The 23,780-nt window shown below is 39.1% G+C and carries 17 protein-coding genes; 8 read left to right on the forward strand and 9 right to left on the reverse strand.

The genetic code is table 11. The features are described 5' to 3' along the window. Positions 1 to 19: 19 nt before the first annotated feature. The 6 genes from DXB63_RS00265 to rpmH form a co-directional block, all read right to left on the reverse strand. Positions 20 to 613: a NigD-like C-terminal domain-containing protein gene (locus tag DXB63_RS00265; protein WP_158563597.1), complete on the reverse strand. Its 594-nt coding sequence runs from the start codon at positions 611 to 613 to the stop codon at positions 20 to 22. A 47-nt stretch (positions 614 to 660) separates the two neighbouring features. Next, complete coding sequence (locus DXB63_RS00270; protein ID WP_122124370.1) at positions 661 to 1,812, reverse strand: 1-acyl-sn-glycerol-3-phosphate acyltransferase; 1,152 nt, start codon at positions 1,810 to 1,812, stop codon at positions 661 to 663. Between the two features lie 90 nt (positions 1,813 to 1,902). Next, on the reverse strand, positions 1,903 to 2,874 hold the full coding sequence (locus DXB63_RS00275) for a D-alanine--D-alanine ligase (protein ID WP_122124371.1): 972 nt from the start codon (positions 2,872 to 2,874) through the stop codon (positions 1,903 to 1,905). Next, a complete protein-coding gene (locus DXB63_RS00280; RefSeq protein WP_122124372.1) occupies positions 2,871 to 3,944 on the reverse strand; it encodes an RluA family pseudouridine synthase in 1,074 nt (357 codons plus the stop codon). Before DXB63_RS00280 ends, DXB63_RS00275 begins: the two co-directional genes overlap by 4 nt. 9 nt (positions 3,945 to 3,953) lie before the next feature. Continuing rightward, a complete protein-coding gene (locus DXB63_RS00285; RefSeq protein WP_122124373.1) occupies positions 3,954 to 4,604 on the reverse strand; it encodes a PASTA domain-containing protein in 651 nt (216 codons plus the stop codon). 111 nt (positions 4,605 to 4,715) lie between these two features. Then, complete coding sequence (gene rpmH / locus DXB63_RS00290; protein WP_122124374.1) at positions 4,716 to 4,871, reverse strand: 50S ribosomal protein L34; 156 nt, start codon at positions 4,869 to 4,871, stop codon at positions 4,716 to 4,718. Between the two features lie 188 nt (positions 4,872 to 5,059). Between rpmH and efp the strand changes: the two genes are divergently transcribed. From efp to DXB63_RS00310, 4 genes are all read left to right on the forward strand, one after another. Then, positions 5,060 to 5,626, forward strand: coding sequence for an elongation factor P (gene efp / locus DXB63_RS00295; RefSeq protein ID WP_122124375.1), 567 nt, complete (start codon positions 5,060 to 5,062; stop codon positions 5,624 to 5,626). 291 nt (positions 5,627 to 5,917) lie between these two features. After that, on the forward strand, positions 5,918 to 9,136 hold the full coding sequence (locus DXB63_RS00300; protein ID WP_122124376.1) for a T9SS type A sorting domain-containing protein: 3,219 nt from the start codon (positions 5,918 to 5,920) through the stop codon (positions 9,134 to 9,136). Between the two features lie 157 nt (positions 9,137 to 9,293). Then, positions 9,294 to 11,174: an Omp28-related outer membrane protein gene (locus tag DXB63_RS00305; RefSeq protein WP_122124377.1), complete on the forward strand. Its 1,881-nt coding sequence runs from the start codon at positions 9,294 to 9,296 to the stop codon at positions 11,172 to 11,174. 328 nt (positions 11,175 to 11,502) lie between these two features. Further along, positions 11,503 to 13,689, forward strand: a complete 2,187-nt coding sequence (locus tag DXB63_RS00310) for a S8 family peptidase (RefSeq protein WP_158563598.1) — start codon at positions 11,503 to 11,505, stop codon at positions 13,687 to 13,689. Positions 13,690 to 13,828: 139 nt separating this feature from the next. Here the strand turns inward: DXB63_RS00310 and DXB63_RS00315 are convergent, their stop codons facing one another. Then, a complete protein-coding gene (locus DXB63_RS00315) occupies positions 13,829 to 15,556 on the reverse strand; it encodes an AraC family transcriptional regulator (protein ID WP_122124379.1) in 1,728 nt (575 codons plus the stop codon). 160 nt (positions 15,557 to 15,716) lie between these two features. Here DXB63_RS00315 and DXB63_RS00320 point away from each other — a divergent pair, with 160 nt between their 5' ends. Continuing rightward, positions 15,717 to 16,706 (forward strand): glycosyltransferase family 2 protein, encoded by a 990-nt coding sequence (locus tag DXB63_RS00320; protein WP_122124676.1) that lies wholly within the window; start codon positions 15,717 to 15,719, stop codon positions 16,704 to 16,706. A gap of 9 nt (positions 16,707 to 16,715) precedes the next feature. After that, a complete protein-coding gene (gene radC, locus DXB63_RS00325; RefSeq protein ID WP_122124380.1) occupies positions 16,716 to 17,411 on the forward strand; it encodes a DNA repair protein RadC in 696 nt (231 codons plus the stop codon). A gap of 96 nt (positions 17,412 to 17,507) precedes the next feature. Here radC and DXB63_RS00330 read toward each other — a convergent pair whose 3' ends face one another. Further along, positions 17,508 to 20,003: a glycoside hydrolase family 2 TIM barrel-domain containing protein gene (locus tag DXB63_RS00330; RefSeq protein WP_122124381.1), complete on the reverse strand. Its 2,496-nt coding sequence runs from the start codon at positions 20,001 to 20,003 to the stop codon at positions 17,508 to 17,510. Between the two features lie 154 nt (positions 20,004 to 20,157). Here DXB63_RS00330 and DXB63_RS00335 point away from each other — a divergent pair, with 154 nt between their 5' ends. Next, positions 20,158 to 20,475, forward strand: a complete 318-nt coding sequence (locus DXB63_RS00335) for a metal-sulfur cluster assembly factor (RefSeq protein ID WP_122124382.1) — start codon at positions 20,158 to 20,160, stop codon at positions 20,473 to 20,475. Positions 20,476 to 20,505: 30 nt separating this feature from the next. Next, positions 20,506 to 21,273: a UDP-2,3-diacylglucosamine diphosphatase gene (locus tag DXB63_RS00340; protein ID WP_122124383.1), complete on the forward strand. Its 768-nt coding sequence runs from the start codon at positions 20,506 to 20,508 to the stop codon at positions 21,271 to 21,273. 489 nt (positions 21,274 to 21,762) lie between these two features. On the opposite strand, the gene DXB63_RS00345 is transcribed toward DXB63_RS00340, so the two are convergent. Next, positions 21,763 to 23,616 carry an FAD-dependent oxidoreductase gene (locus tag DXB63_RS00345; protein WP_122124384.1) on the reverse strand — a complete coding sequence of 618 codons (1,854 nt, stop codon included), beginning with the start codon at positions 23,614 to 23,616 and terminating at the stop codon, positions 21,763 to 21,765. Positions 23,617 to 23,780 lie beyond the last annotated feature (164 nt).

Below are 23,780 nucleotides of genomic sequence, written 5' to 3' on the forward strand. Positions count from 1 at the left end.
TAGAAAAAACGACGTATTATCAGAAAGTAAACTGATACGTTCTCAAACCCTCTTTATAAAGATTGATCGTGAATAAAATAGGATCACCTTCGGAAAAAATACCGCTGTACTTCTTTAAGGGAACGGAAAGATAGGCTTTCTGGGTATAAGCCTCTACATCTTCACCTTTATCATGATACAATGTCAACCTTAAACACGATGTTTGGTTTGCACCTTGTGCCTCAATAAAATGAAAAGAATGTTTCTTGTTTTGCGCTTTAACCAGTAAAATCATATTCAGATAATCTCCACTTCTCCATATACTCTGTATATTGACCGGATCTGTCTTCATCTCTCCCGCCAACTGTTCCTGCCCTATAGGTTCCGGAGCTATGACATTTCCTATCGTATAGATATAGGCAGACGGTTCTTTGGCATCTTTTATCTCATAAATAGCCACAAGCCGATATATAGAATCAGGAACCATACCCGAGTATTTACTTCCATTCTCCACACGTAACCCCGCACTCCTATCGGGCAATAAATAATCAATTGTTCCGGAAGCATTTGTACGGACAGAAAGCAATTCGGTAAGGGCTGGAGGATATACGTACTCGTCATCGCTACAGCCCATTATAAAGGATGTAAGTAATACTAATAAGCTATAAAAGACGCCCCTTCTCATCCGATGGCGACCAAATAATTTCTCAATGGATTAGCATACATAGCCACCAACTTACCACGCAAGAATTCCTCATCTTTATTCGGTATATCAATCTTAGCCAACTGCTTAGACAAATATTCCTCAAAACGGACCTTATCCTCTTCGGTATACTTATCCTTAAAACGGCTCTCACCCGAAAGTAAATCATAGGCAACATAATTGCCCGGATATATGGTATAATTACGATGAATCTCCTTGTCGATAATCCCCGAAATAACCGCAAACAGCTCTTGCTTCGGTAAAGTTCGGTCTTGCTTGTCCAATATTTCATTCAGACAATTCCCGGTACGAAAACAAACACGTCCTTTAAATCCGAACAGACCTGTTTCCATATTCTTCAAATCGTCTTTCTCTGATTTCTTATAATCCTCTATATCCCGTTTTAGCTGAAACTCTTGCGCTTTCAAGAAATCACACGGATCATACTCATAAGATATAGCGACAGGAGCCATATTCAATGATTTCAGACGATCAATGACATCTCCTTCACCTCCCATTGCCAACATTTTCAACACACTCTCTTGCGTACGGTCATCAGAATCTTTCGCACGGCCTTCACGCTGGGCAATCCAAACCGACTGCCTTTTCTCTGCGATATCATAGTGTATATAACGCGACAAACGTGCGGAAGATTCCAGCATTTGGCGCATACACAATGAACGTTGTACAATAAAAGATTTATTGACACGAACAAACTTCTTTATCCACGGATAGATCAGCAAATTGTCACCAATAGCTATCTCTACCGTATCCATACCTTGTTGAGCTAATAGAATGGACAAGAATCCGGAATCAAGAATTATATCCCGATGGTTAGAAATATAGGTATAAGGCATTTCTTTATCCTTCAACGAAGTATGATCCAATGACAATCCACCGGTACATGATTTCGCAATATTCCAAAGAATACCGTAACAAAAGTTTTCCTGAAATTCTTTTGCCGACTTACATTGGCGCATTTTCTCTGCCAATACCTCGAAAGGAATTCCCGGAATTGCCGCATTCGCTACTCTCCTAAACTCGTCATCCGCAATCAATTCCTCAAATATCTGAGGCAGTTCTTCATTGTGATACGGACGAATCTCGTCAAATTCTGTGGTTGGTTCCATAAGTCACAATATAATGATAGACAATATGCAAAGATGCAAATTAATTTTCGTTTTGTCAATCAAGATACAAGCATATTATCTTTAAGTTCATTAAAATTTATCTTCTATAATATCTGTCATTACATTTTTAATATCCAGTCCGGCAGCCCGAACTTGTTGCGGAATGAAACTGGTCGCAGTCATACCCGGAGTCGTATTTATCTCCAAGAGGTTAATCTTTTCCCCTTCAGTGATAATATAATCCACACGAATAATGCCCGAACATCCCAAAATATCATAAATAGCAGAAGTCAGCGTTTGCACTCGCTTACCAAGTTCTTCAGGCAAACGCGCCGGGGTAATTTCCTGTACCTGACCGTTATATTTTGCGTCATAATCAAAAAACTCATTGCTTGTGACCACTTCCGTTATCGGAAATACGACTTCTTTCTTTTTTGTTTTATAACATCCGCAAGTAATCTCTATTCCCTGCATAAAGGCTTCTATCACAATCTCCTCCGATTCATGAAAAGCTTTTTCAATAGCAGGCTGTATCTGTTCCTGAGTTTTCACCTTTGACACTCCAAAGCTGGAACCTCCTTCGTTGGGCTTTATAAAACATGGCAAGCCGATCTTTTCTATCACGTCCTTATCTGATATATTCTGTCCTTTACGCAACATCAAAGACTCGGCAACACGAATTCCAAAACCTTTCAGATATTGATTACATACAAACTTATTGAAAGTCATGGCTGATGCCAACACATCACAAGTAGAATAAGGAATATGCAACAAATCAAAATACCCCTGCAATTTACCATCTTCACCCGGTGTACCGTGTATAATAATATAAGCAAAATCAAATCTTACTTTTTCCCCATTTAAAGAAAAGCTGAAATCATTACGATCTACCGGAACATTGCCTTCCGGCAACTGTACTTCCCAACAGAGACCTTTCATCTCCACAATATACAAATCATACTTTTCCTTATCAATAAAGGAATACACTCCCTGAGCACTGCGGAGGGAAACAGGAAACTCGGAAGAGTCTCCACCTGCTACTATGGCAATAGTGCGTTTCATTCTAATTCTCGATTTGAAATGTAGCTTCTCCATTTCTCTATCAGCATAGACATATCATCGGGAAGTTCCGAAGTGAAGAACATCTCTTCACCCGTTTTCGGATGTACAAATCCCAGTGTCATGGCATGTAATGCCTGACGAGGACAAATATCGAAGCAATTGTTTACGAATTGTTTGTATTTACTAAAATGAGTTCCTTTCAGAATTTCATGTCCTCCATAACGTTCATCGTTAAAAAGGACATGACCAATATGTTTCATGTGAACACGTATCTGGTGCGTACGTCCGGTTTCAAGTACACATTCCACCAAAGTAACATACCCTAAACGTTCCAAAACACGATAATGCGTTACTGCATGTTTACCGATTTCCGGATCGGAGAATACCGCCATCTGCATTCGGTCTTTAGGGTTACGGGCTATGTTTCCCTCGATACGTCCTTCGTCTTCTTCCACAATGCCCCACACCAAAGCCTGATATTTACGCTTTGTCGTTTTATTGAAGAATTGTAAACCTAAATGTGTTTTAGCATCGGGAGTTTTAGCGATGAGAAGTAACCCTGAAGTATCTTTATCAATACGGTGTACAAGTCCTACCTGAGGATCGTTAGGATCATAATTTTTATTATCTTTCAAATGCCATGCTATCGCATTAACCAATGTTCCATGATAATTTCCACACCCCGGGTGTACAACCAATCCGGCAGGTTTATTGACCACCATCAGATAATCATCCTCATATACAATGTTTAAAGGAATATCTTCAGGAACAATATCATTGTTATAACGCAGACGATCCATCATCACGGTCAGAACGTCCAGCGGTTTTACTTTATAATTGCTCTTTACCGGTTTACCGTTTGCCATAACAAACCCGGCATCCGCTGCTTTTTGTATGCGATTTCTTGATGAGTTTACAAGACGTTCGAAAAGGTATTTATCCACCCGTACAGGCCCCTGCCCTTTATCCACCACTACACGAAAATGCTCATAAAGTTCTGCGGCATCCCCTACCAGTTCCACATCATCTAAAATATCATCTTCAATTTCATCCAAATACTCTTCCATCATATTCACGTATCAAAACCATGAATCATCCACTACAGCATCTTCACTGGTTGTCGGCACAAATACATCTTCTAGTTCTTCTTCCGAAAGACTGTCATTCAGAATTTCTTTAGAGCCATTGCCGACCAATAGAGTAAGAGTAGCTCCCACAGGGACTTTTTCACCCACATTTAATGTACGTCCGTTATATTTTACGCCATAAACCCACTCTTTTTCACCGGCAACATATTCTTCATCTGTCAACTTAAAGCCGGCAGCTGTCAACTTAGCCTGTGCTTGACGCAACGAACTATTATCCGCCACATCCGGTACTGTATGCAAAGGGATACTTAACGAATTTATAGTCAGATAAACGATACGGCCTTTCTTTACCCGAAGTCCCCGTCCCGGATTCTGATCCAGTATTTTACCCGGAGAAATAGTCTTCACATAATCAGAATCAACCACAGCATAAGACAATCCGCTATTTTTCAGCAAACTACCGGCCTCCGCAACGGACATATTCTTTAAATCCGGCACTTCTACGGATATTCCGTGCTGAGTATATTTGTCTAAACCTAATAATATACCATATATTAATAGACATATAACAACAATCATTCCGATTATATTGAGCCAGAAGAATTTATTCTCCCGAAAAGAAAAAAAGCTTTTAATCGTCATACGCTTATCTGTTAATACTTTCGGCGTCAAAGATAATAAAAAAACAAAAGAAGTAAAGGTTACTTATGAAAACCTTTACTTCCTTTATTAAATCTTATATCCGAAGAAATCTTATCTTCCGTTGTATTCGTCAGAAACAGTCAGTTTCTTTCTGCCTTTAGCACGACGCGCAGCTAATACACGACGACCATTCGCAGTTGCCATTCTCTCACGGAAACCGTGTTTGTTTTTTCTCTTTCTGTTAGAGGGTTGAAATGTTCTTTTCATTACTGTATATGTTTTATGTTATTATTTTCACGTAATCGGGCTGCAAAAATAGGGACTTTTTTTAAATAAACCAAGAGATAAGTCATTTTTAGTCAAAAGATTTTGTGTTTTTTACTGATTTAGATTACTTTTGTACCCGGAATCGTTTTCAGATAATTCAATAACATAACAATAAAAGAAGATAAAGTATGATTAATGCACAAGACATCAAAAACGGAACCTGTATCCGTATGGATGGTAAACTCTATTTCTGTGTAGAATTCCTTCATGTTAAGCCGGGTAAAGGTAACACTTTTATGCGCACTAAATTAAAAGATGTAGTCAGCGGCTACGTACTTGAACGTCGCTTCAACATTGGTGAAAAATTGGAAGACGTACGCGTAGAACGTCGTCCTTACCAATATCTATATAAAGAAGGAGAAGATTATATTTTCATGAATCAGGAGACCTTCGACCAGCACCCTATCGCACACGATTTGATCAATGGTGTTGATTTCCTTAAAGAAGGAATGGCAGTGGAAGTTGTATCCGACGCTTCTACCGAAACAGTTCTTTATGCTGACCTTCCTGTAAAAGTACAGATGAAAATCACTTATACAGAACCGGGATTGAAAGGCGATACAGCTACCAATACATTGAAGCCGGCAACTGTGGAATCAGGTGCAACCGTTCGTGTCCCTTTATTTATCAACGAAGGTGAAACGATTGAAATTGACACTCGTGACGGTTCTTATGTAGGTCGTGTGAAAGTTTAACAAAAACAATATCAAAGATTGCCCAATACATGTTTCATGTATTGGGCTTTTTTATGAATTTAAAAACCTCCCCATAAAATAATTAGCCAAGCAATACCATTCTAACAAGCAAAATAACAAGTAAATTTTAATCATTGAAAACTAGATAGTTACAAATATTGGACATCATTTTACAATATAATGGACACACTATTGACAGTTTAGCCACAATTAAACATTCATTTATTTTATCTTGCACTAAAGATACCACATATCATACGTGTTCCAATACTTTTTTTAATATATACCATCATGAGAAAAATTTACTTATTATTCTTAACTGTTGTGTGTCTTTGTAACACAGTTTTAGCAGAAGAAGGGACATTAATGATAAAAGGTCCCGAAGGTTATCAAGTTATGGCAGTTTCCCCGAATGGGAAATGGGCATGCGGAGTCTATTATGGCAGCAATTTAGGCTTTGTCTGGGATTTGGAGAACAACGTAATTACCAATCTGGACAAAGGAGGTCAATCTTTTGCTAATGATGTATCGGATAACGGAATTGTTTGCGGAAGATTCTATGCTGATAAAATAAATGAAAATGGGCTTCCCGGCGTAGCAGGAGGTTATTGGCAAAATGGAGTATATACAACATTAAAGGACGAGAACGGAGTGCCCATCGCGAATTGTAATGCACAAGCAATTTCCGCCGATGGTCAGTATATCGCAGGAGTTATCGTTGAAACGAACGGTAGATATCAACCGGCAATCTGGAAAAACGGAATATTGGAAACACGCTTGGACACAAAAAATCAGCATGGTGGCGTTTCCGGTATGAGCAACGATGCCAGTATCGTATTCGGATGGTACAACTATGACCCGCACATACAGGGTACACCTCCTAACAGACAACCTTGTTATTGGGATACGGAACTACATCCTTTAGGCATTACCGAATCAGATAGGGGCGGATTTCTCAATACACATGCAATAAGCCCGAATAACCGTTATATTGCCGCACATGTTGGCAATTATGATCAACAATCCGACTATTCAATGCAGGAAGTTGTTTATGACATTGTTAAAAAAGACACAATATATATAAGTATACCTTTCCTTGAGGCTACTGACCCGGATGGCGCGCTTTCTTGCAATGACGTATGGGATGACGGTAGTGCTATTATGAGACTGCAAAGTGAAAAAGTGACTGAAGGACTCTATGATGACTACATTTATCACACAGACGGTACTTACCAAAAGGTAACGGATTATATAAAGGAAGAGTACAAGTCCTCACTTCCTTCCGGTTTTTATCATGTCGGCTGGGGGTACTTTTCTGCAGATAAGAAAACATACGTCGGACTATGCATGAAATATTCCAGTTCCAGCGAAAGTGGTCAGATATACTATCCGGTCGTATGGAAAGCAGGTAAAGAAATAGATACACCAAGCCCTGTAGCATTAACGACTGAAATTCTTCCTTCAACAGTATGTGTTTTATTAAAATGGAAAGAACCTCTTAATAATGCAGATAAAGTAACAGGTTATCGTATATACGTAAATAATAAGGTTGCGACTGAAGTTCCTGCCGACCAATTGGAGTATGTCTACACAAACGAGCGTAATGAAGCGGAATTGAAGTGTGAAGTAGCAGCTCTGTATGACGCTGAAAAGGTAGAATCTACCGAACGGGTAGAGGCAACTGTTAAACTGCAAGACGCACGCTATGCTGATCCTCCTGCAAACTTTGTTGCTTATCATGCGAATTATAATGATGTCATTTTAAAATGGGGAGCGTCTATTACCGGTTATGATGTTAGCTTGCGTCATTATAAGAATGAAAATGCAGTTCCGTTCGGCAGCAGTGAACCTAAGACTTTTATGGCAGGAATCGATTTCAATAAACAGATTATCGGTTGTTATTCTGATTATTACGAATTAACAGCAGTTGAATTCTTCTTCGGTGATCCTGTGGAAGACATGGATTTATATATCTATTCAAACGGCAAACAAATATGGACGCAGAAAATTGACCAATCCAAACTGGTATCAGGACGGAGAAATGCCGTTAGACTGACAGAGCCTTTAACTTTACCTAAAGATGGCGATATTAAAATTGCAATACGAGTAAATATAACCAGCGGAGCTGCTCCACTCGAATTAGCGGAAGGACCTTCAATAGACGGAGGCGATCTTCTCTCTTTAGATGACGGACAAAACTGGATTACAGTAAGAGAATTGACAGGAGGCCTTTATAATTATAATTGGATGATAGGAATGTTGTTGGAATCCAACGGGCGTCAACCGGGAGGGTTCGATCCTGCTCCGCCGGTATCCCGTTCTCCTATGAGTGCACCTGTATATCAGTATATTGTTTACCGTGACGGTGAAGAAATAGGAAGAGTCGATGCAGAGAATACAACCGATGAAAACTTCGAATTTGTGGATGAAAATGTAGCACAAGGTTATCATGACTATGGAGTATCCACTCTTTATTTTTCGAGTAAGATCTCTACTCCTATCACCAAACAAGTATATGTAGCCAAGAAAGAATTAGTCAGATGCGCAGCTCCAATTAACATAAAAGCTAACATTGATACGGAAAAGAAAGAGATGGCTCTTTCATGGGATTTACCGGAACGTTCGGAAGTATCTTATACGAACTGGACTTATGGAGCAGGGATGTACATTAGTGGAAAATCGGGTTGGATGCAAGCGATAAGATTAACGGCCGAAAAACTGAGACCATTTATTGGTTATAAAATAACAAATGTGAAGTTCTATCCGCGTGCCGATGCCGATTTCACAGTTCATGTATTTGAGGATGGTGCTCCGGTAAGTTCACAAGATGTAACTAAATATACCCTTAATATGGTAAATGCGGTAAAATTGGATACTCCGGTTGATATTAAATGGGGAAGCGGTTATTTGATTATAGTTGAAATGACTGACGGACCGATTGGAACACCTATTCTTGGAACGGACAATAGTTATCCCTCGAACGAAGGACGTCTTTATTCAGAAGATGGAGAAGGTTTTACCATTGATCAGCAGAGCAAAGGAGGCAATTGGATGATTGGTGTCGATGTAGACAGAATGGATGGCGGATTTATTCCTGATGTAACTTACAAGGTGTATATGAACGATGCACTCTTAGAGGATAATATCAACGAGAAAACATATACGACTTCCATCGCCGACAGGTCTGAAAAGAGTGCTAAAATCAATGTTTCGGCAATTTACTCAATAGGAGAAAGACGTAGCGAAGATGTCACTGTAAACCTTGATCCTTCTTCTATTGATGTAAATGAATCTGCATCGGTTAAGATATACCCGAATCCCGCATCTTCTTACATTAAAATAGAAGGTGAAGTTGAAAATGTCTCTATCACAGATGTTTCCGGACAAATCGTTTATCAAATAGAAAATGAAAACATAATTGATGTGACTCATTTTATACCGGGTATGTATCTATTGAAGAGTGTTATTGACGGAAAGATTTATATTAATAAAATACAAATCGTAAAATAAATAACCCCAAATCAATCAAATAAAGGACCATCCTCACTAAAAACGGGTGAGGATGGTCTTACAAACATTATAATAATATAAAAAATCGGCTAAGTAACCGGGGAGCAAGGCGAGCCTTAGCTACCCATCCAACAATCCACTCAATTTAAATTTAATTATGAAAAGATTAATACGTTTGTTTTTATGCCTGCAGTTATTAGTTTTTGCCGCATCTATAAATGCCCAGGTCACAATAGGCTACACTAATGGTGATTTCAACAAAAGAGACGGTATCCGTTGTGGTAGTACCCTAAAACAGGGTGTGGCAATAAAACTGTCGAAAGAGAAACTACAATTATTGAAAGGGCGCAAAATTACAGGAATACGTGCTGCCTTCTGTACTAAATATGTAGAAGATTTAGAGTTCTTTATTACAGAATCTTTAGAAAACGATAAAGCGATTTATAAGCAACCCTCTACAGGGGCAACTACCAATTGGGCTGATTTCAGTTTCAGCACCCCTTATTCTATCCTAGGAGATAAAGACTTATATATAGGATTCACTTCGAATGTACAAAAAGGATATTCGGCATTATCATTCGACCGTAGCGCCGACTCTCAGGGATTGTCATGGATTTATGAAGATGATAAATGGATTGATGCGTATGGTAAGGGATATGGTTCCGCCAATTTACAACTTTTGCTGGACGGGGCGGATAGTTTTACTGATTTGACTCTGAAAACAATTCAATTAAACGGATTTTATAAAGTCGGTACTCCTTGTATTTATAGCGGTGAAGTCTTTAATTTCGGAACAAAAACGATAAACAGTCTCGACATTGTTTGTCAGGTAGGAAATGAAGAGCCGACAACTTTATCGCTCAAAGATTTGAATCTAGAAAGTAATAATACCTATGATTTCAATTTACCTGAATATACTTCTCAAAATTCAGGAGATTTGCCTGTAAAAATCTCAATAAACAAGATTAACGGTGAGCAACAAGATGCCGACTTAACAGACAACAATAGCGAAATAAACACCTATATTTATCCGGCAACTACGGAGAAACGATTATTACTGGAGAGTTTCACGGGACAGGAGTGCTCAAATTGTCCTGCCGGACACCGTATTATAGAAAGTGCGACAAAAGGATTGGAAGATGAAATTATTTCAATCGCCCATCACTCCGGTTACCATCCGGATTCCTTCACAATGAAAGAGGATTGGGACTATTGCTGGTTTTACAATAACGGTGGCTCCATATACGCACCTGCGGCAATGATTAACCGCATGCAGAATCCGGATATAGGAACTCCGGGACCTGTATTTTCACTTTCCAACGCTAACAGCATCAATAGCACAATAGCCAAATGCAGGGAAATACAACCTTATGTTTCTGTTGATATTATCAGCGAGTTTAATAACGACACACGGGAATTGACGGCAAAAGTATATGTATATACTCATGTCGTTCCGGAAAGAGAACAATTTGCATTGAATTTATTCATTGTACAAGACTCTATTATCGCCCGACAAGTAGGCGGTGGAGACGAGTATATTCACAATCACGTATTTCGCGGGTCACTGACCGGTTATTACGGGTATGAAATAGGACTGCAAAAAGGACAAAGGGTCATCAAGGAATTTACTTACGTACTTCCGGATGCCATCATGTCTACCTACGAAGGAGAAGAATCAAGATCTATCCCTACTGTTCTAAAAGATATGCATTTAGTAGCTTTTGTCAGCGCTTATTCCGATAATGATCCGAACGGATGCTTTATTCTGAATAGTAACACGACAACTTTTGGCGGAGAGACATCCGGTTCGGGTATTGCCGAAACAAGCGCCGAAGACAATTTCGCCAATGTATATGCTGATGGAAATTTAGTTCATATAGTAGGAAAATACGATAAAGCCGATGTATATGATATGGCAGCCCATTTAGTGAAAACGGTTGGAAATAACACAGAATCTTTCGTCTTAAATAGAGGATTCTATGTTATTCGCATCATGCAAGAAGGAAAAGTTATTTCCCGTAAATTGATGGTATATTAAATAAAAGTGCTTTCACTGTAATCAACTGACATCTAACCGAAAAGGAGCAAAAAGTGATAAGGTGAAGACAGAAAGAAGTAATTTCGATTTATGTAAACATAGCATGAAGTTCCTAAAAATAACCTTGATGTTTTTTTCAAACATCAAGGTGTTTATAAAAAACATCAGGTTGATTGATTACAAACATACGGTCGATTGAAGACAAACGTACGGTCCTTTATTCACAAACTCCTATCGTTTGTAAACGATCGACCGTATGATGCAAAATCGACTATCGATTATCCAAACTATCAATTTAAAACAGTCCCTAAATAAACTAATAATTCTGATGAAAAAAATATTATTAATCTACGTATCACTTTGTTTATGTATAGGCATATTTGCACAATCGAAATTATCGCCATATACAAAAAAGTACTTATCATTACGAAAGACAGAATGCACCCAGGCATTACAAGTTAAAGCCACTGAAGAGTATGTACCGGCTTATATTTATTTAAACGAAGGGGCTAAAGTCTCCGCATTGGAAGAATTGGGTGTCAAAGTAAACTTGAATATAAAAAACATTCTTTCTGTGCAACTCCCCACCGGACATATCGAAGATGTGGCCGCTTTGAAAGAGGTTAAATATATACAAGTAGGTACACCGGTACATCCGATGATGGATAAAGCAAGACCTTCCGCCGGAGTCGATAAAGTACAAAATGGTGTTGACCTGCCAACTCCCTTTTGCGGAAAGGATGTTGTAATAGGTGTTGTTGATGCCGGATTCCAATATAGTCACCTTAATTTCTATGACCGAAACAGGGAAAAGCTGCGTATTAAACGTGTTTGGGAACAAAATTACACAAAAGGGACTCCTCCGGAGGGCTTTACCTATGGAGGGGAATTTAAGAGTACAGAAGAAATACTAAAAGTAGCAGGTGATGTAACGTCCAATTCTCACGGCACACATGTGGCAGGTATTGCTGCCGGTGCCGATTCACTGGATGGTAATACTTATTATGGAGTTGCCGGAGATGCCGATATCGTATTAGTCAGTATGGGAGAAACAACTCCGAATAACGTTAATCTCTCTGATGCCATTGCCTATATCTATAAATATGCGGAATCAGTAAACAAACCATGTGTGATAAATTTAAGTTTGGGCACACAAGCCGGTCCACATGACGGAACCTCTACTTTTGATTTGGTAACAGACGAACTTCAAGGGAAAGGACGTCTATTGGTCGGGTCAGTAGGAAACTTCGGCAATGATAAGTTTCATGCGGCAAAGACTTTTACCTCTTCATCGGACGAACCGATGAAAACATTGATAAAATATAAAAAGAGTCCCTCTACCTCTAACATAGGAGGAGATTTCGAGGTATGGGGAGAGCCGGGAATGAAGTTTGCACTTGAAGTATTTGTTTATAATACATTTTCGGATACACAAGTGGATTCCACAGAAAGGATAGAACTCGGAGTGGAAGAAGGTTCGACTTATGAGTATGAGTTTAAAAAGAATGCAACAGGTAGTGTTCTGATAACGACAGAAATCAGTCCTCTGAATAATAAGCCTCATGCATTAGTATCATTGAAGCTGACCGGTATAAAATTGAATAATAAAATAGGCTTTAACATTATTCCTAAAAGTACCGGAACGGTACACACTTGGGCAGATGACACCTACATTGAACTGACGTCAGACGATATGGAAGGCTGGACAGACGGCGATAATAATTATTCATTAGCCGAAATCGGAGGTACGGGAAAGAATATTATTTCAGTGGGTGCTTATGTTACACGGAATACCTATAAGAAAGAAGGTTCGGATACGGAATATACTTTAAACGAAACAATGAATGATATTGCTACATTTTCCAGTAGAGGACCTGCTATTGACGGACGCACTAAACCGGAGATTACAGCTCCGGGTACATACATTGCGTCTTCTATTTCTTCATACGACGTGACGATATTGTCTCAGAACATTGCAAAGAGCGAAACATGGAACGGTAATACCTATTATTATGCATTCATGCAAGGCACCTCAATGGCAGCACCATTTGTTACCGGAGTTTTAGCAACATGGTTACAGGCAAACCCGGATTTGTCTCCCAACGACGTCCGGGAGATACTGAAGAAAACAGCCTTGACGGATGAATATACCAATATTCTTCCTACGGAAGGTAACGGAACATGGGGATATGGCAAAATTGATGCATGGAAAGGTATTAAAGAGAGTCTGGTATGGTCTTCTGCAGTTGATGCTATCCCTGAATCTTTGCCTGAAATGGTTTTATTAGGCAAGAGTGCAGATGATTACCGCATATTATTCGTGAAAGCCAATGCTAATGTTGTTATTTCCGCATATAGCATGGATGGATATCAGATCAGCAGGCAAAAAGTCGGTAATGTCAATGTTTCCGAAGAAATCCCTGTAGACCTCAATAATGTTCCTACCGGACTTTATATAGTTAAGGTAAAAGGAGACCGGGTGAATAAAAGCTTTAAAGTTTTTGTCCAAAAGTAATAGACAAAAAGTCAAAGCATCCAAGTTTCCCCGCTTGAGCGGGGATTAAGGGGTGTGTGATCTTTCTTTGATTGTTAAACTGTTAGAAAACTCACACACACCCTAAAAGATAGGAAGTTTAAAGTCGACACCCCCTCAACTATTCTGTTCGAAGATGTTTTTCCTCCTCATCCTGTTTCTTCAGCTCGGAAGGCGTCAAACCATACTTTGAACGAAATAGTCGATAAAAATTGCTACGAGTACTGAATCCTGACTCGACAGCAATCCCTTCTATAGTCATTTGACTGAATTTATCAGATAAAATGAGCCTGCATGCTTGTTCAAGTCTTAGAGTGTTGACATAGTCATTGAAAGTCTGCTGAGTTTCATTTCGTATAGCCTCACTCAAGTATCGGGTGTTGGTAGATAATGCGGCAGCTACTTCCTTTATAGTAATTTGCGGATTTACATAAGCATTATTCGCTCCCATCCACTCCTCCAATCTGGAGAACAAAGTTGCATTAGTTTCTTTTTCCGTCCCCGCCTTATTACTGCTTAAACGTTTAATTTCCGCTTGTAATGCATCTCTTTCCTTTAACTGTAAATACAAACTTCTGTTCTTTTGCTTCAGGTTGCGTGCATTCCGTCTGATAATAGATGTAATTATTCCGAGCAGTAGACAAATGACAATCAAGACAACAATCCCTATGCTCATCGAAAATATTTTGAGCCTGTCTTTTTCTGCTTTAATTTCCAGCTTATCTATTTCATATAAAGCACGTACCTCATCCAATTGTTTTGCCAAATTCAGACTGAATAAAGAATCATTTAAAGAGATATGCTCTTCATACATTTTGCAAGCATCTACATATTTCCCCATTCCGGCATCTATACGGGCTTTGTCTAGAGTGATACATAAGCGTACCTTTTGCTCTACCTGTGATGATTTCTCCAGACGAATCTTATAATATTTCAAAGCTTCTTCATAATCTTTGATATAAAGATAATATTTGATCTGGACATCCCATAACGGATATAGCCATGCACCGGACCATAATGGGTCTTGCCAGGAAATAGCATTATCTATACATCGCTTGGCCTCTTCCGGTTGGTCCAATTCCAAACAAATAAAAGCTTTAAGACAATAACAAGTAAAATAACGTCCCAGCAGGGCATCATCATTGGTCTTACTCTGGGAAGCATCTTCAGCTTTCTTTAGCAAAACAAAACATTTATTGCAGTTTTCAAGTGCCTCTGAAAAGTGCCCTTGTTCTCTGCCTGTCAGAATAATGTTCAAGTAAAGATCAATCATTAAAGATATGTTTTTATCTTCTTCCAACAGTTGAAGTGCTTCCTTATAGAAACGGGACGCTTCGGCAGGTCGACCTGTATATTGATAAATTTGGCCAAAGTTCTTGCACGCCATTGCCAAGCCAACAGTATTCTGAAGTTTCTTCGCCTCTTCATGTTGCTCGTTTATTCTTGTCAATGCATCTGCATATCGTTGATTGGATATTAATTTTTCTATCACAAGATTCTGAACTATAAACATTCTTCGATATTCTTCTTCTTTACGCAATGCATCAACAACGGACTTTTCATACTTTAAGACACTATCTGTCATGTTTTGATTAACAAAAGCCTGTATACGGAGCCCCATAGCCACAGCAGTTAACTTCTTATTTTTCTTCTTTATTGCTTCATCCTGTAATCGGTCTAGGCAACTAAAAACAGAAGTGTCACCGTTGTATTTAATACATAATTGATAGAGTGTTTTGATGCTGTCGTCTTCTTGGGAAAAAAGATAATTGTCTAATGTGTCGGCATATAGAAAGCCATTTATAGCATTTCCAATCAAGAACATAGTCAGGATGATAAATCTTTTCATGTGCTTTCCGCTTTACGATGAATGGGACAAAATTAAGATAAGTATGTCACTTATGCAAAAAGAATTGAACAAAAACTTTTATTTGTTTTACGTGAAAAGATATTATTTATCAAAAACAACTCCTATCTTTGCCTGCAAGAACAAATATAATCAGCCAGAAATGTTTTATTCAGTTATTATTCCTGTATATAACCGTCCGGACGAAGTAGATGAACTGTTAGACAGTCTTACTTCCCAAACTTATAAGGAGTTTGAAGTAATCGTCGTTGAAGACGGTTCTTCCATACCTTGTAAAGAAGTAGTTGACAGATATAATGAGAAACTGGATATTAAATATTTCTCCAAAGCCAATTCCGGCCCGGGACAGACACGCAATTACGGAGCGGAAAGGAGTAAAGGGGATTACCTAATTATATTGGATTCCGATTGCATTTTACCTCCCGGTTATTTTAATGCTGTTGAGAAAGAGCTAAAAGACAACCCTGCCGATGCTTTCGGAGGACCGGACAAGGCACACGATTCATTTACAAACATACAGAAAGCCATCAATTATGCCATGACTTCTTTCTTCACTACCGGAGGTATTCGCGGAGGAAAAAAAAAGATGGATAAGTTTTATCCCCGTAGTTTTAATATGGGCGTCAAACGGGAAGTATATGAAGCGCTGGGAGGCTTTTCTAAAATGCGGTTCGGAGAAGATATCGATTTCAGTATCCGTATCTTCAAAGGAGGATACAAATGTAGGCTTTTTCCCGATGCTTGGGTATACCATAAACGCCGCACAGATCTGAAAAAGTTTTTCAAGCAGGTACATAACTCCGGCATTGCACGTATCAACTTATATAAAAAGTATCCGGAATCATTGAAACCGGTGCACGTGTTACCCGCATTATTCACTCTTGGGGTTATATTCCTGTTGTTGAGTGCATTGGTTTGTCCGTATGCATTATTACCTATCGCCCTTTTTATCCTTATTATATTTATTGACGCTTCAATCAATAATCGGAGTATCAGTATCGGTGCCTTAGCTATCATTGCTTCGTTCTACCAACTGATTGGTTATGGTACAGGCTTTATCCGGGCATGGTGGAAACGAGTCTTGTTGAAAAAAGATGAGTTTGCCGCTTTTGAAAAGAATTTTTATAAATAGAACTATATAATGGAAGAAAAACATAAGCTCAACATCAAAGAATGGGCTGAAGAAGACAGACCAAGAGAAAAGATGTTGAGCAAAGGTGTTACTTCCCTTAGTGATGCAGAACTTCTTGCAATACTGATCGGTTCCGGTAATACAACGGAAACTGCAGTCGAGCTTACCCGCAGAATATTGGTTTCATGCAATAACAACCTTAATGAGTTAGGAAAAAGATCCATTTCTGACTTATGTGTATTCAAAGGTATCGGTGAGGCAAAGGCTATCAGTATTACGGCTGCCCTCGAACTTGGAAAACGAAGAAAGCTGGCAAACGCCGAAGAACGCAAAACAATTACCTGTTCGACCGATATCTATCATATTTTCCAACCATTGATGTGCGATCTTCCTACCGAAGAATTTTGGATTGTCCTTCTCAATCAATCAAACAAAATAATCGACAGGATAAAAATCAGTTCAGGAGGTATAACGGAAACCTCTGCAGATATTCGCAGTATTTTAAGAGAATCTCTGCTTCGACGCGCTACATCTATTATTCTTTGCCACAACCATCCGTCGGGAAACAGACATCCCAGCCAGGCTGACGACCGCCTGACGGACAAAGTCCACCAAGCGACAAGGATCATGGATATAAAACTTCATGACCATCTTATCATATGCGAAGGAACATATTATAGTTATGCAGATGAAGGCAGGATATGAGTTATTGACTAAAAATAATCCGGTGGCAATAAAATAAGAATCATTTATCACCACCGGATACCCCGAAACAATACTCTCTACTACCTTAAAAGGTAACTACTTACTCCTTAAAACAATCTTTCCGCCTTTTAAACCTTTTGCCGTAGCTTCCAATGTGATTTCTCCGGATCTTTCCGTAGTTTGCACAATAGCTGTAAGCATACCGCTGAACAGAGTCATCTGTGGCAAATGAAACAAGTCTAAAGAAGCCGGATCACCATTTGCTCCGGCACGATATGTACCTTCACCTTTTACACGGAACTTTACTAAACGATCTGCATCCGTACACAAGTTACCATCCTTGTCCACCACTCTTACGGTAATATAAGCAAGATCCTTGCCATTAGCATCTAAGACCGTACGATTTGACGAAAGTTCCAAATGATGGGGCACTCCGGCTGTATGTATCTCTTTTTCTGCAACCGCTTTCCCATCTTTGTCATAAGCAACAACTTTTACCGTTCCCGGTTCATACTTCGTGTCCATCCACATCAAACGATAACGCTTTTGACGTTTTAATTCTCTTATAGAGACAGAGTCTCCGCTATTTGTAACTTTCACCGACAAATCTTTTGTACGCATACCCTGACTCTTGCCATTGATAAAAAGCTCCGCAGAAGGATAATTTGTATAAACAAAAACCGGAGTGACTTCTCCTTCACGTCCTTTCCAATTCCAGTGAGGCAATATATGCAAAGTTTCTTCTTTCGGATTCCAATGACTACGGTATAAATAATAACGGTCTTTAGGCAAGCTCGCTAAATCCACAATACCAAAAAGGGAGCTATGACTTGGCCAATCCGTATAATAAGGAGTCGGTTCTCCCAGATAATCAAAACCTGTCCAAACAAATTCTCCAATACAATAAGGTAAATCCTCATGTTGTACAAAATCATCTTCGGGAAGATTTGACCAAGCACAATGCTCTACATCATAGGATGACGATTGATGATCAGGGTATTTCTGCATGGACCTACGTTCAACCGGGAATTTATAAACACCTCTTGAACTAACCGTTGAGGCTGTTTCACTGCCTAAAATAATCTGTTGAGGCAATTTATCATAGTTTTCCTGATACATGAACGGTCGATAATTAAAGCCGGGCACTTCCATCACCGCCGCATAATTATTATTGATAACCGCTTTCGGATTGTCCATCCCCTGTGTTACAAAGCGTGTCGGGTCTTCACGACGGCAAATATCTTGTAAATAACGGGCAATCTTAGAGCCCCCTTTCGTATATTGTTCGGGTACCTCATTACCGATGCACCAGAACATAACACTTGGATTATTCCGATAATGATGTATCAAATTTACCAAATCCTTCTCCGCCCATTCATCAAAGAAAAGATGATAGCCATTCTTACATTTCTCCTCTTTCCATTCGTCAAAAGTTTCCGCCATCAACATAACTCCCATTTCATCACACAGACGAACAAGCTCCGGTGCAGGCATATTATGAGAAGTACGAATCGCGTTACAACCCATGTCCTTCAAAAGTTCAATTTGGTGACGAAGAGCCGCTTCATTTACTGCAGCTCCCAAAGGTCCTAAATCGTGGTGATTGCAAACACCTTTGAAAACGACCTTCTTACCATTTAAATAGAATCCCTTATCAGGAATCATTTCAATCGTCCGGATGCCAAATGTTGTGGTATACTCATCTTTCAACTCAGAACCTTCATATAATTTAGATACTGCCTCATAAAGATTCGGATGTTCCATATCCCACAACATAGGGCTCTGAACAATCATTTCCTGTTCAAACTGATTCTCATCATATTCTCCCAATACTGTTTCCAAAGACGATACGGTCTTTCCATCTTTATTCTTGATTTCCGTAACCAAACGATAATCAGAGGCAACAGTTTGTTGCGGACGAACCAACTTTGTTTTTAAATTGACTTTAGCAAATTCCGCTGTCACACGTGGAGTAGTCACATAAGTACCCCATACCGGAATATGTACATCATTTGTCATCACCACATGCACATTTCGGTAAAGTCCTGCTCCCGGATACCAACGGGAAGATTCCGGCAGATTCTCCAATCTTACAGCCAAGAGGTTATCACCTTCTTTCAAAGCAGACGTTACATCCAAGTGAAAAGAATTATAGCCATAAACCCACTCACCAACCTTTGTACCGTTCAAATAAACTTGCGGATGGCTCATCGTACCATCAAATATTAAAGCAACTTTCTTACCTTTCGCGAAACCGGGTACTTGAAAATTCAGACGATACCAGCCCGTACCAACAAACGGCAAACCACCGGTGCGTCCGGCATGTTCCATCGCTTTCTCTTGTCCATCTTGTGTGATAGCCACTTCCTGCACATCATTCTTTGCACTGAAAGGTCCGTAAATAGCCCAATCATGCGGAACAGTCACCGATTGCCACTTGCCGTCATCATAGGATGGTAATCTAAATTGGGGATCATCTTCACGGGTAAATTTCCAACCTTTCTCTAATAAAAATTCTGTTCTGGATTGCGCACTGACTTTAGCAACAGTACCAAACACAAGCATGATAAGTATAAAACCAAATTTCTTCATTCGTTGTTATTATTTTATAGCATTAGATAATTTCATCGCAAATATAAGGCGCAAAGCAGTGGTTGCATGTTTAAAAACGTCCAATTTATTTTCTTAATTATCTAATAAGTCGAGTTTTTTAATTAAGTTTGCACCTATAAAAGTTCTATTCAATATGGAGACAACCCGTTTTACTATAGAAGAAAATATTGTCAAGATGTTAAAGACCGTCTACGATCCAGAGATTCCTGTTAATGTCTATGATCTTGGGCTTATCTACAAAATAGATGTATCCGATACCGGAGAAGCCGCTATCGACATGACGCTTACAGCGCCGAACTGTCCGGCTGCCGACTTTATTATGGAAGATGTACGCCAGAAGATAGAATCGGTAGACGGTGTTAAATCAGCCACTATCAATCTGGTATTCGAACCGGAATGGGATAAAGATATGATGAGTGAGGAAGCCAAACTGGAGCTTGGTTTCTTATAAAGATTCTACATTATTACAACAGAAACGAGTATGAAGAAAGTATATTTCCTATCAGATGCACATCTTGGTTCCCGTGCTATCGACCATAGCCGCACACAAGAACGACGCTTGGTAAACTTTTTGGATAGCATTAAACATGATGCCGAAGCTGTTTACTTGTTAGGAGATATGTTTGACTTCTGGTACGAATTCAAAACCGTTGTACCAAAAGGCTTTACCCGTTTCTTAGGAAAATTATCCGAACTTACAGACTTGGGAGTAGAAGTACACTTTTTCATCGGTAACCACGATATCTGGTGTGGAGACTATCTCACTAAAGAATGTGGAGTTATTCTCCATCGTGAGCCACAGACAACAGAGATACATGGTAAAGAATTCTATCTGGCACATGGTGACGGGCTAGGTGATCCGAATAAATCATTCAAATTTCTACGTTCAATGTTTCACAGCACCACTTTGCAAACACTTTTCTCCATGCTACACCCCCGATGGAGCATAGACTTAGGTTTGACATGGGCAAAGCATAGCCGTCTGAAACGCGAAAATGGAAAAGAGCCCGACTATATGGGAGAAGACAAAGAATTTCTTGTACTTTATACAAAAGAATACCTTAAAACTCACCCGAATATAAACTATTTCATCTATGGGCATCGCCACATCATGCTGGACTTAATGCTCAATCGCACGGCACGCATACTTATTCTCGGTGATTGGATTAACCACTTTTCTTATGCCGTATTCGATGGAGAAAATCTTATTTTAGACCAATTCATCGAAGGGGAAACATTTCAGAAATAGACATGCTTGAACTAAATACGGCAACAAAGTGCATTCCACAATAAAGGTAATCAGCAAGTTCAATCGAACAGACTAAAGAAAAACCTCCTGACTTCTATCCGACTACTCCTTTACAACTAAAAGAATTCGTCTATATCCGTATCCAAAAAGAGGTAGGGCATTCGGCAAGAAGACGTAGTGCGTCAAGAGCATAGAGGTAGGGCATTTTAATGCAAAAAGCGCGACAAATTTTCAGCACACATAAGGGCGACGAATGTCACAAGTTTTCTTATTTAGGGCTTTTTAGAAGATAAAGCGTTGATAATGAGCTCCGCGACAAAAATTTAATAGGGGGTATAAAATAATATGAATTGATAAGATATAGAATAAAAGAAAGGATGCGTTCAAAGTGATACGGTCGGTTGATCACAAACACCTATCGTTTGCAAAAAATCGACCGTGTGCCGAATTGCAAGTACCAATAAATAATAAGTTCTCGGAACTCCCCCTCTAGTCATTTGTTTTATACCCTAAAGTTCCTCCAAGATTATAAGTCTGATTATTGGGTAATTTCTTGCCCGTTCCTTTCTTAAGTAACCTCTTCAATTTCTTTAAATGATGCTGATAAACACCTCGTGGAGTAGTTTGCTCCTTTTTACAAATAAAAGCTGCCATTCCCACGACTTCCCCTATCATCCCAGTAGTACGCATCACCCTTGTTGTCCCCAATGCCACATGAGTTACACTTATATTGCGTCCTGCCATAAACAGATTCTCTATATTCCGGGAATAAAAGCACCGATAAGGAATAGGATAATGATATGTACCAATGTGTTTAGCTATAGATTTGAATTCTTCTCCCGGAAAATAGCGACTATTATCAGGATCCGGATAATGAAGATCAATAGTCCAGGACGTACAAGCTGTGCCATCCTTATAAGAAACATGATTTATAATATCATTTTCTGTTAATATATGATCACCTAGAAGTCTTCTTGATTCTCTTTTTCCTGCAATATAGGCTACCCACTCCAATGCCCTATTCTTATAAGACTCTTTCCCTTCATACTCATTCTTTAAATAAGACCAATTTGAAAATATCACCATTAAACCGTAATCTCTGATACGCTCAAACTCTGTTATTTGGTTCTTATTCATGCCTGTTTCCCAAGTCCACTCTCCCATAGTCACTTTTTCCGAACTTTCATCTGTAAAACGGATACCATAATCAAAAGCCGGAAAGTATTGAGGCTCTTCTTTATTTACAGAATACCATTGAACAGAGGCTCCCATTACCTGATTATCGGCAGCATCCATTGCACTTGGTTCATTAAACTCACTTTTACTTTCTCTACCCATCTTAAAATCGGCTCCTGCCATATAACCAACTGCCCCATCTCCTGTACAATCTACAAAAAGCGGAGAGTAAAAGATTTGTTGCTTTCCAGTTTCAATATGAGTTGCAGTAACAGAAATAATACGATTATCTTCTTTCTGTAATGATGTCACTCTACACGAAGAATATAAAGAAATATTAGGCTCAGCAGCAATGAAAGCTTCCTTTTTTCCATCCTCATAATAATTAGCCGGTTTAGCATTTCCTTCTTTCTCCGGACAAAACTCTTTCATCAGATTTCCTAACCTAGGATATGGTAACAATTCTATTCTACCTCCCATATGAACACGTACCTCAGAACTGTTATTTCCTCCTAACACAGGACGGTCATTGATAAGTACAACCTTCAATCCTAATCGTGCAGCGGAAACGGCAGCACACATGCCTGCTATTCCTCCCCCTACAACTACAAAGTCGAAGTTTCCCTTATTATCACAAGCACGAATATTAAAAGATTCGGATAAGAATCCATTCAATTCTAATGTATCATCAGGTGGGGACATGGCTTCTTTTGAAAAATATATTGCATCACAGCGTCCATTAAATCCGGTAAGGTCATGTAAAATAATTTGTTGAGATAACTCATCTATGTTAATGTTTCCGGCCTTTTGCCATTCCCATTTATGTCCTGTTGCACCCAATATAACTGGAAGTTCCAAGCCACCAACAGATAAAGTAAACTGTCCAGCCCCTTTCTTACTACTCCAGGGTGAGGTCCAATTGTATGTCCGCACATATACATAATACACTCCTTTTTCCGGGAATTGTACTGTAGTCTTAGCATCCATAACAGGTCTCCCCATTCCATGTGCCATTAAATAAGATGAACCAACTTGCTCCATAAACTGCTGATCAACCACCCAGCCTCCTTTCTCCTGAAAACTTTCTACTTCTACATACAGGTGTATAGGTTTTGCCTGACAAGCTATAGATAATAACAGAATAAACAGGATAAGATATGTCCTCATAACAGAAATCTTTTTATATAAATTAATAATATACAAAGAAAGTATGTCGGCAAATGTAAGAATATGTTTTAATATTCAAAGCCTTACAATTGATAAATTGTCTCAATAGCAACATATAAAAACACCTGCAACATTTACTCAACTTATATATTCCAATTCATAAT

The organism is Bacteroides sp. OM05-12 (assembly GCF_003438995.1).
Taxonomy (GTDB): Bacteria; Bacteroidota; Bacteroidia; order Bacteroidales; family Bacteroidaceae; genus Bacteroides.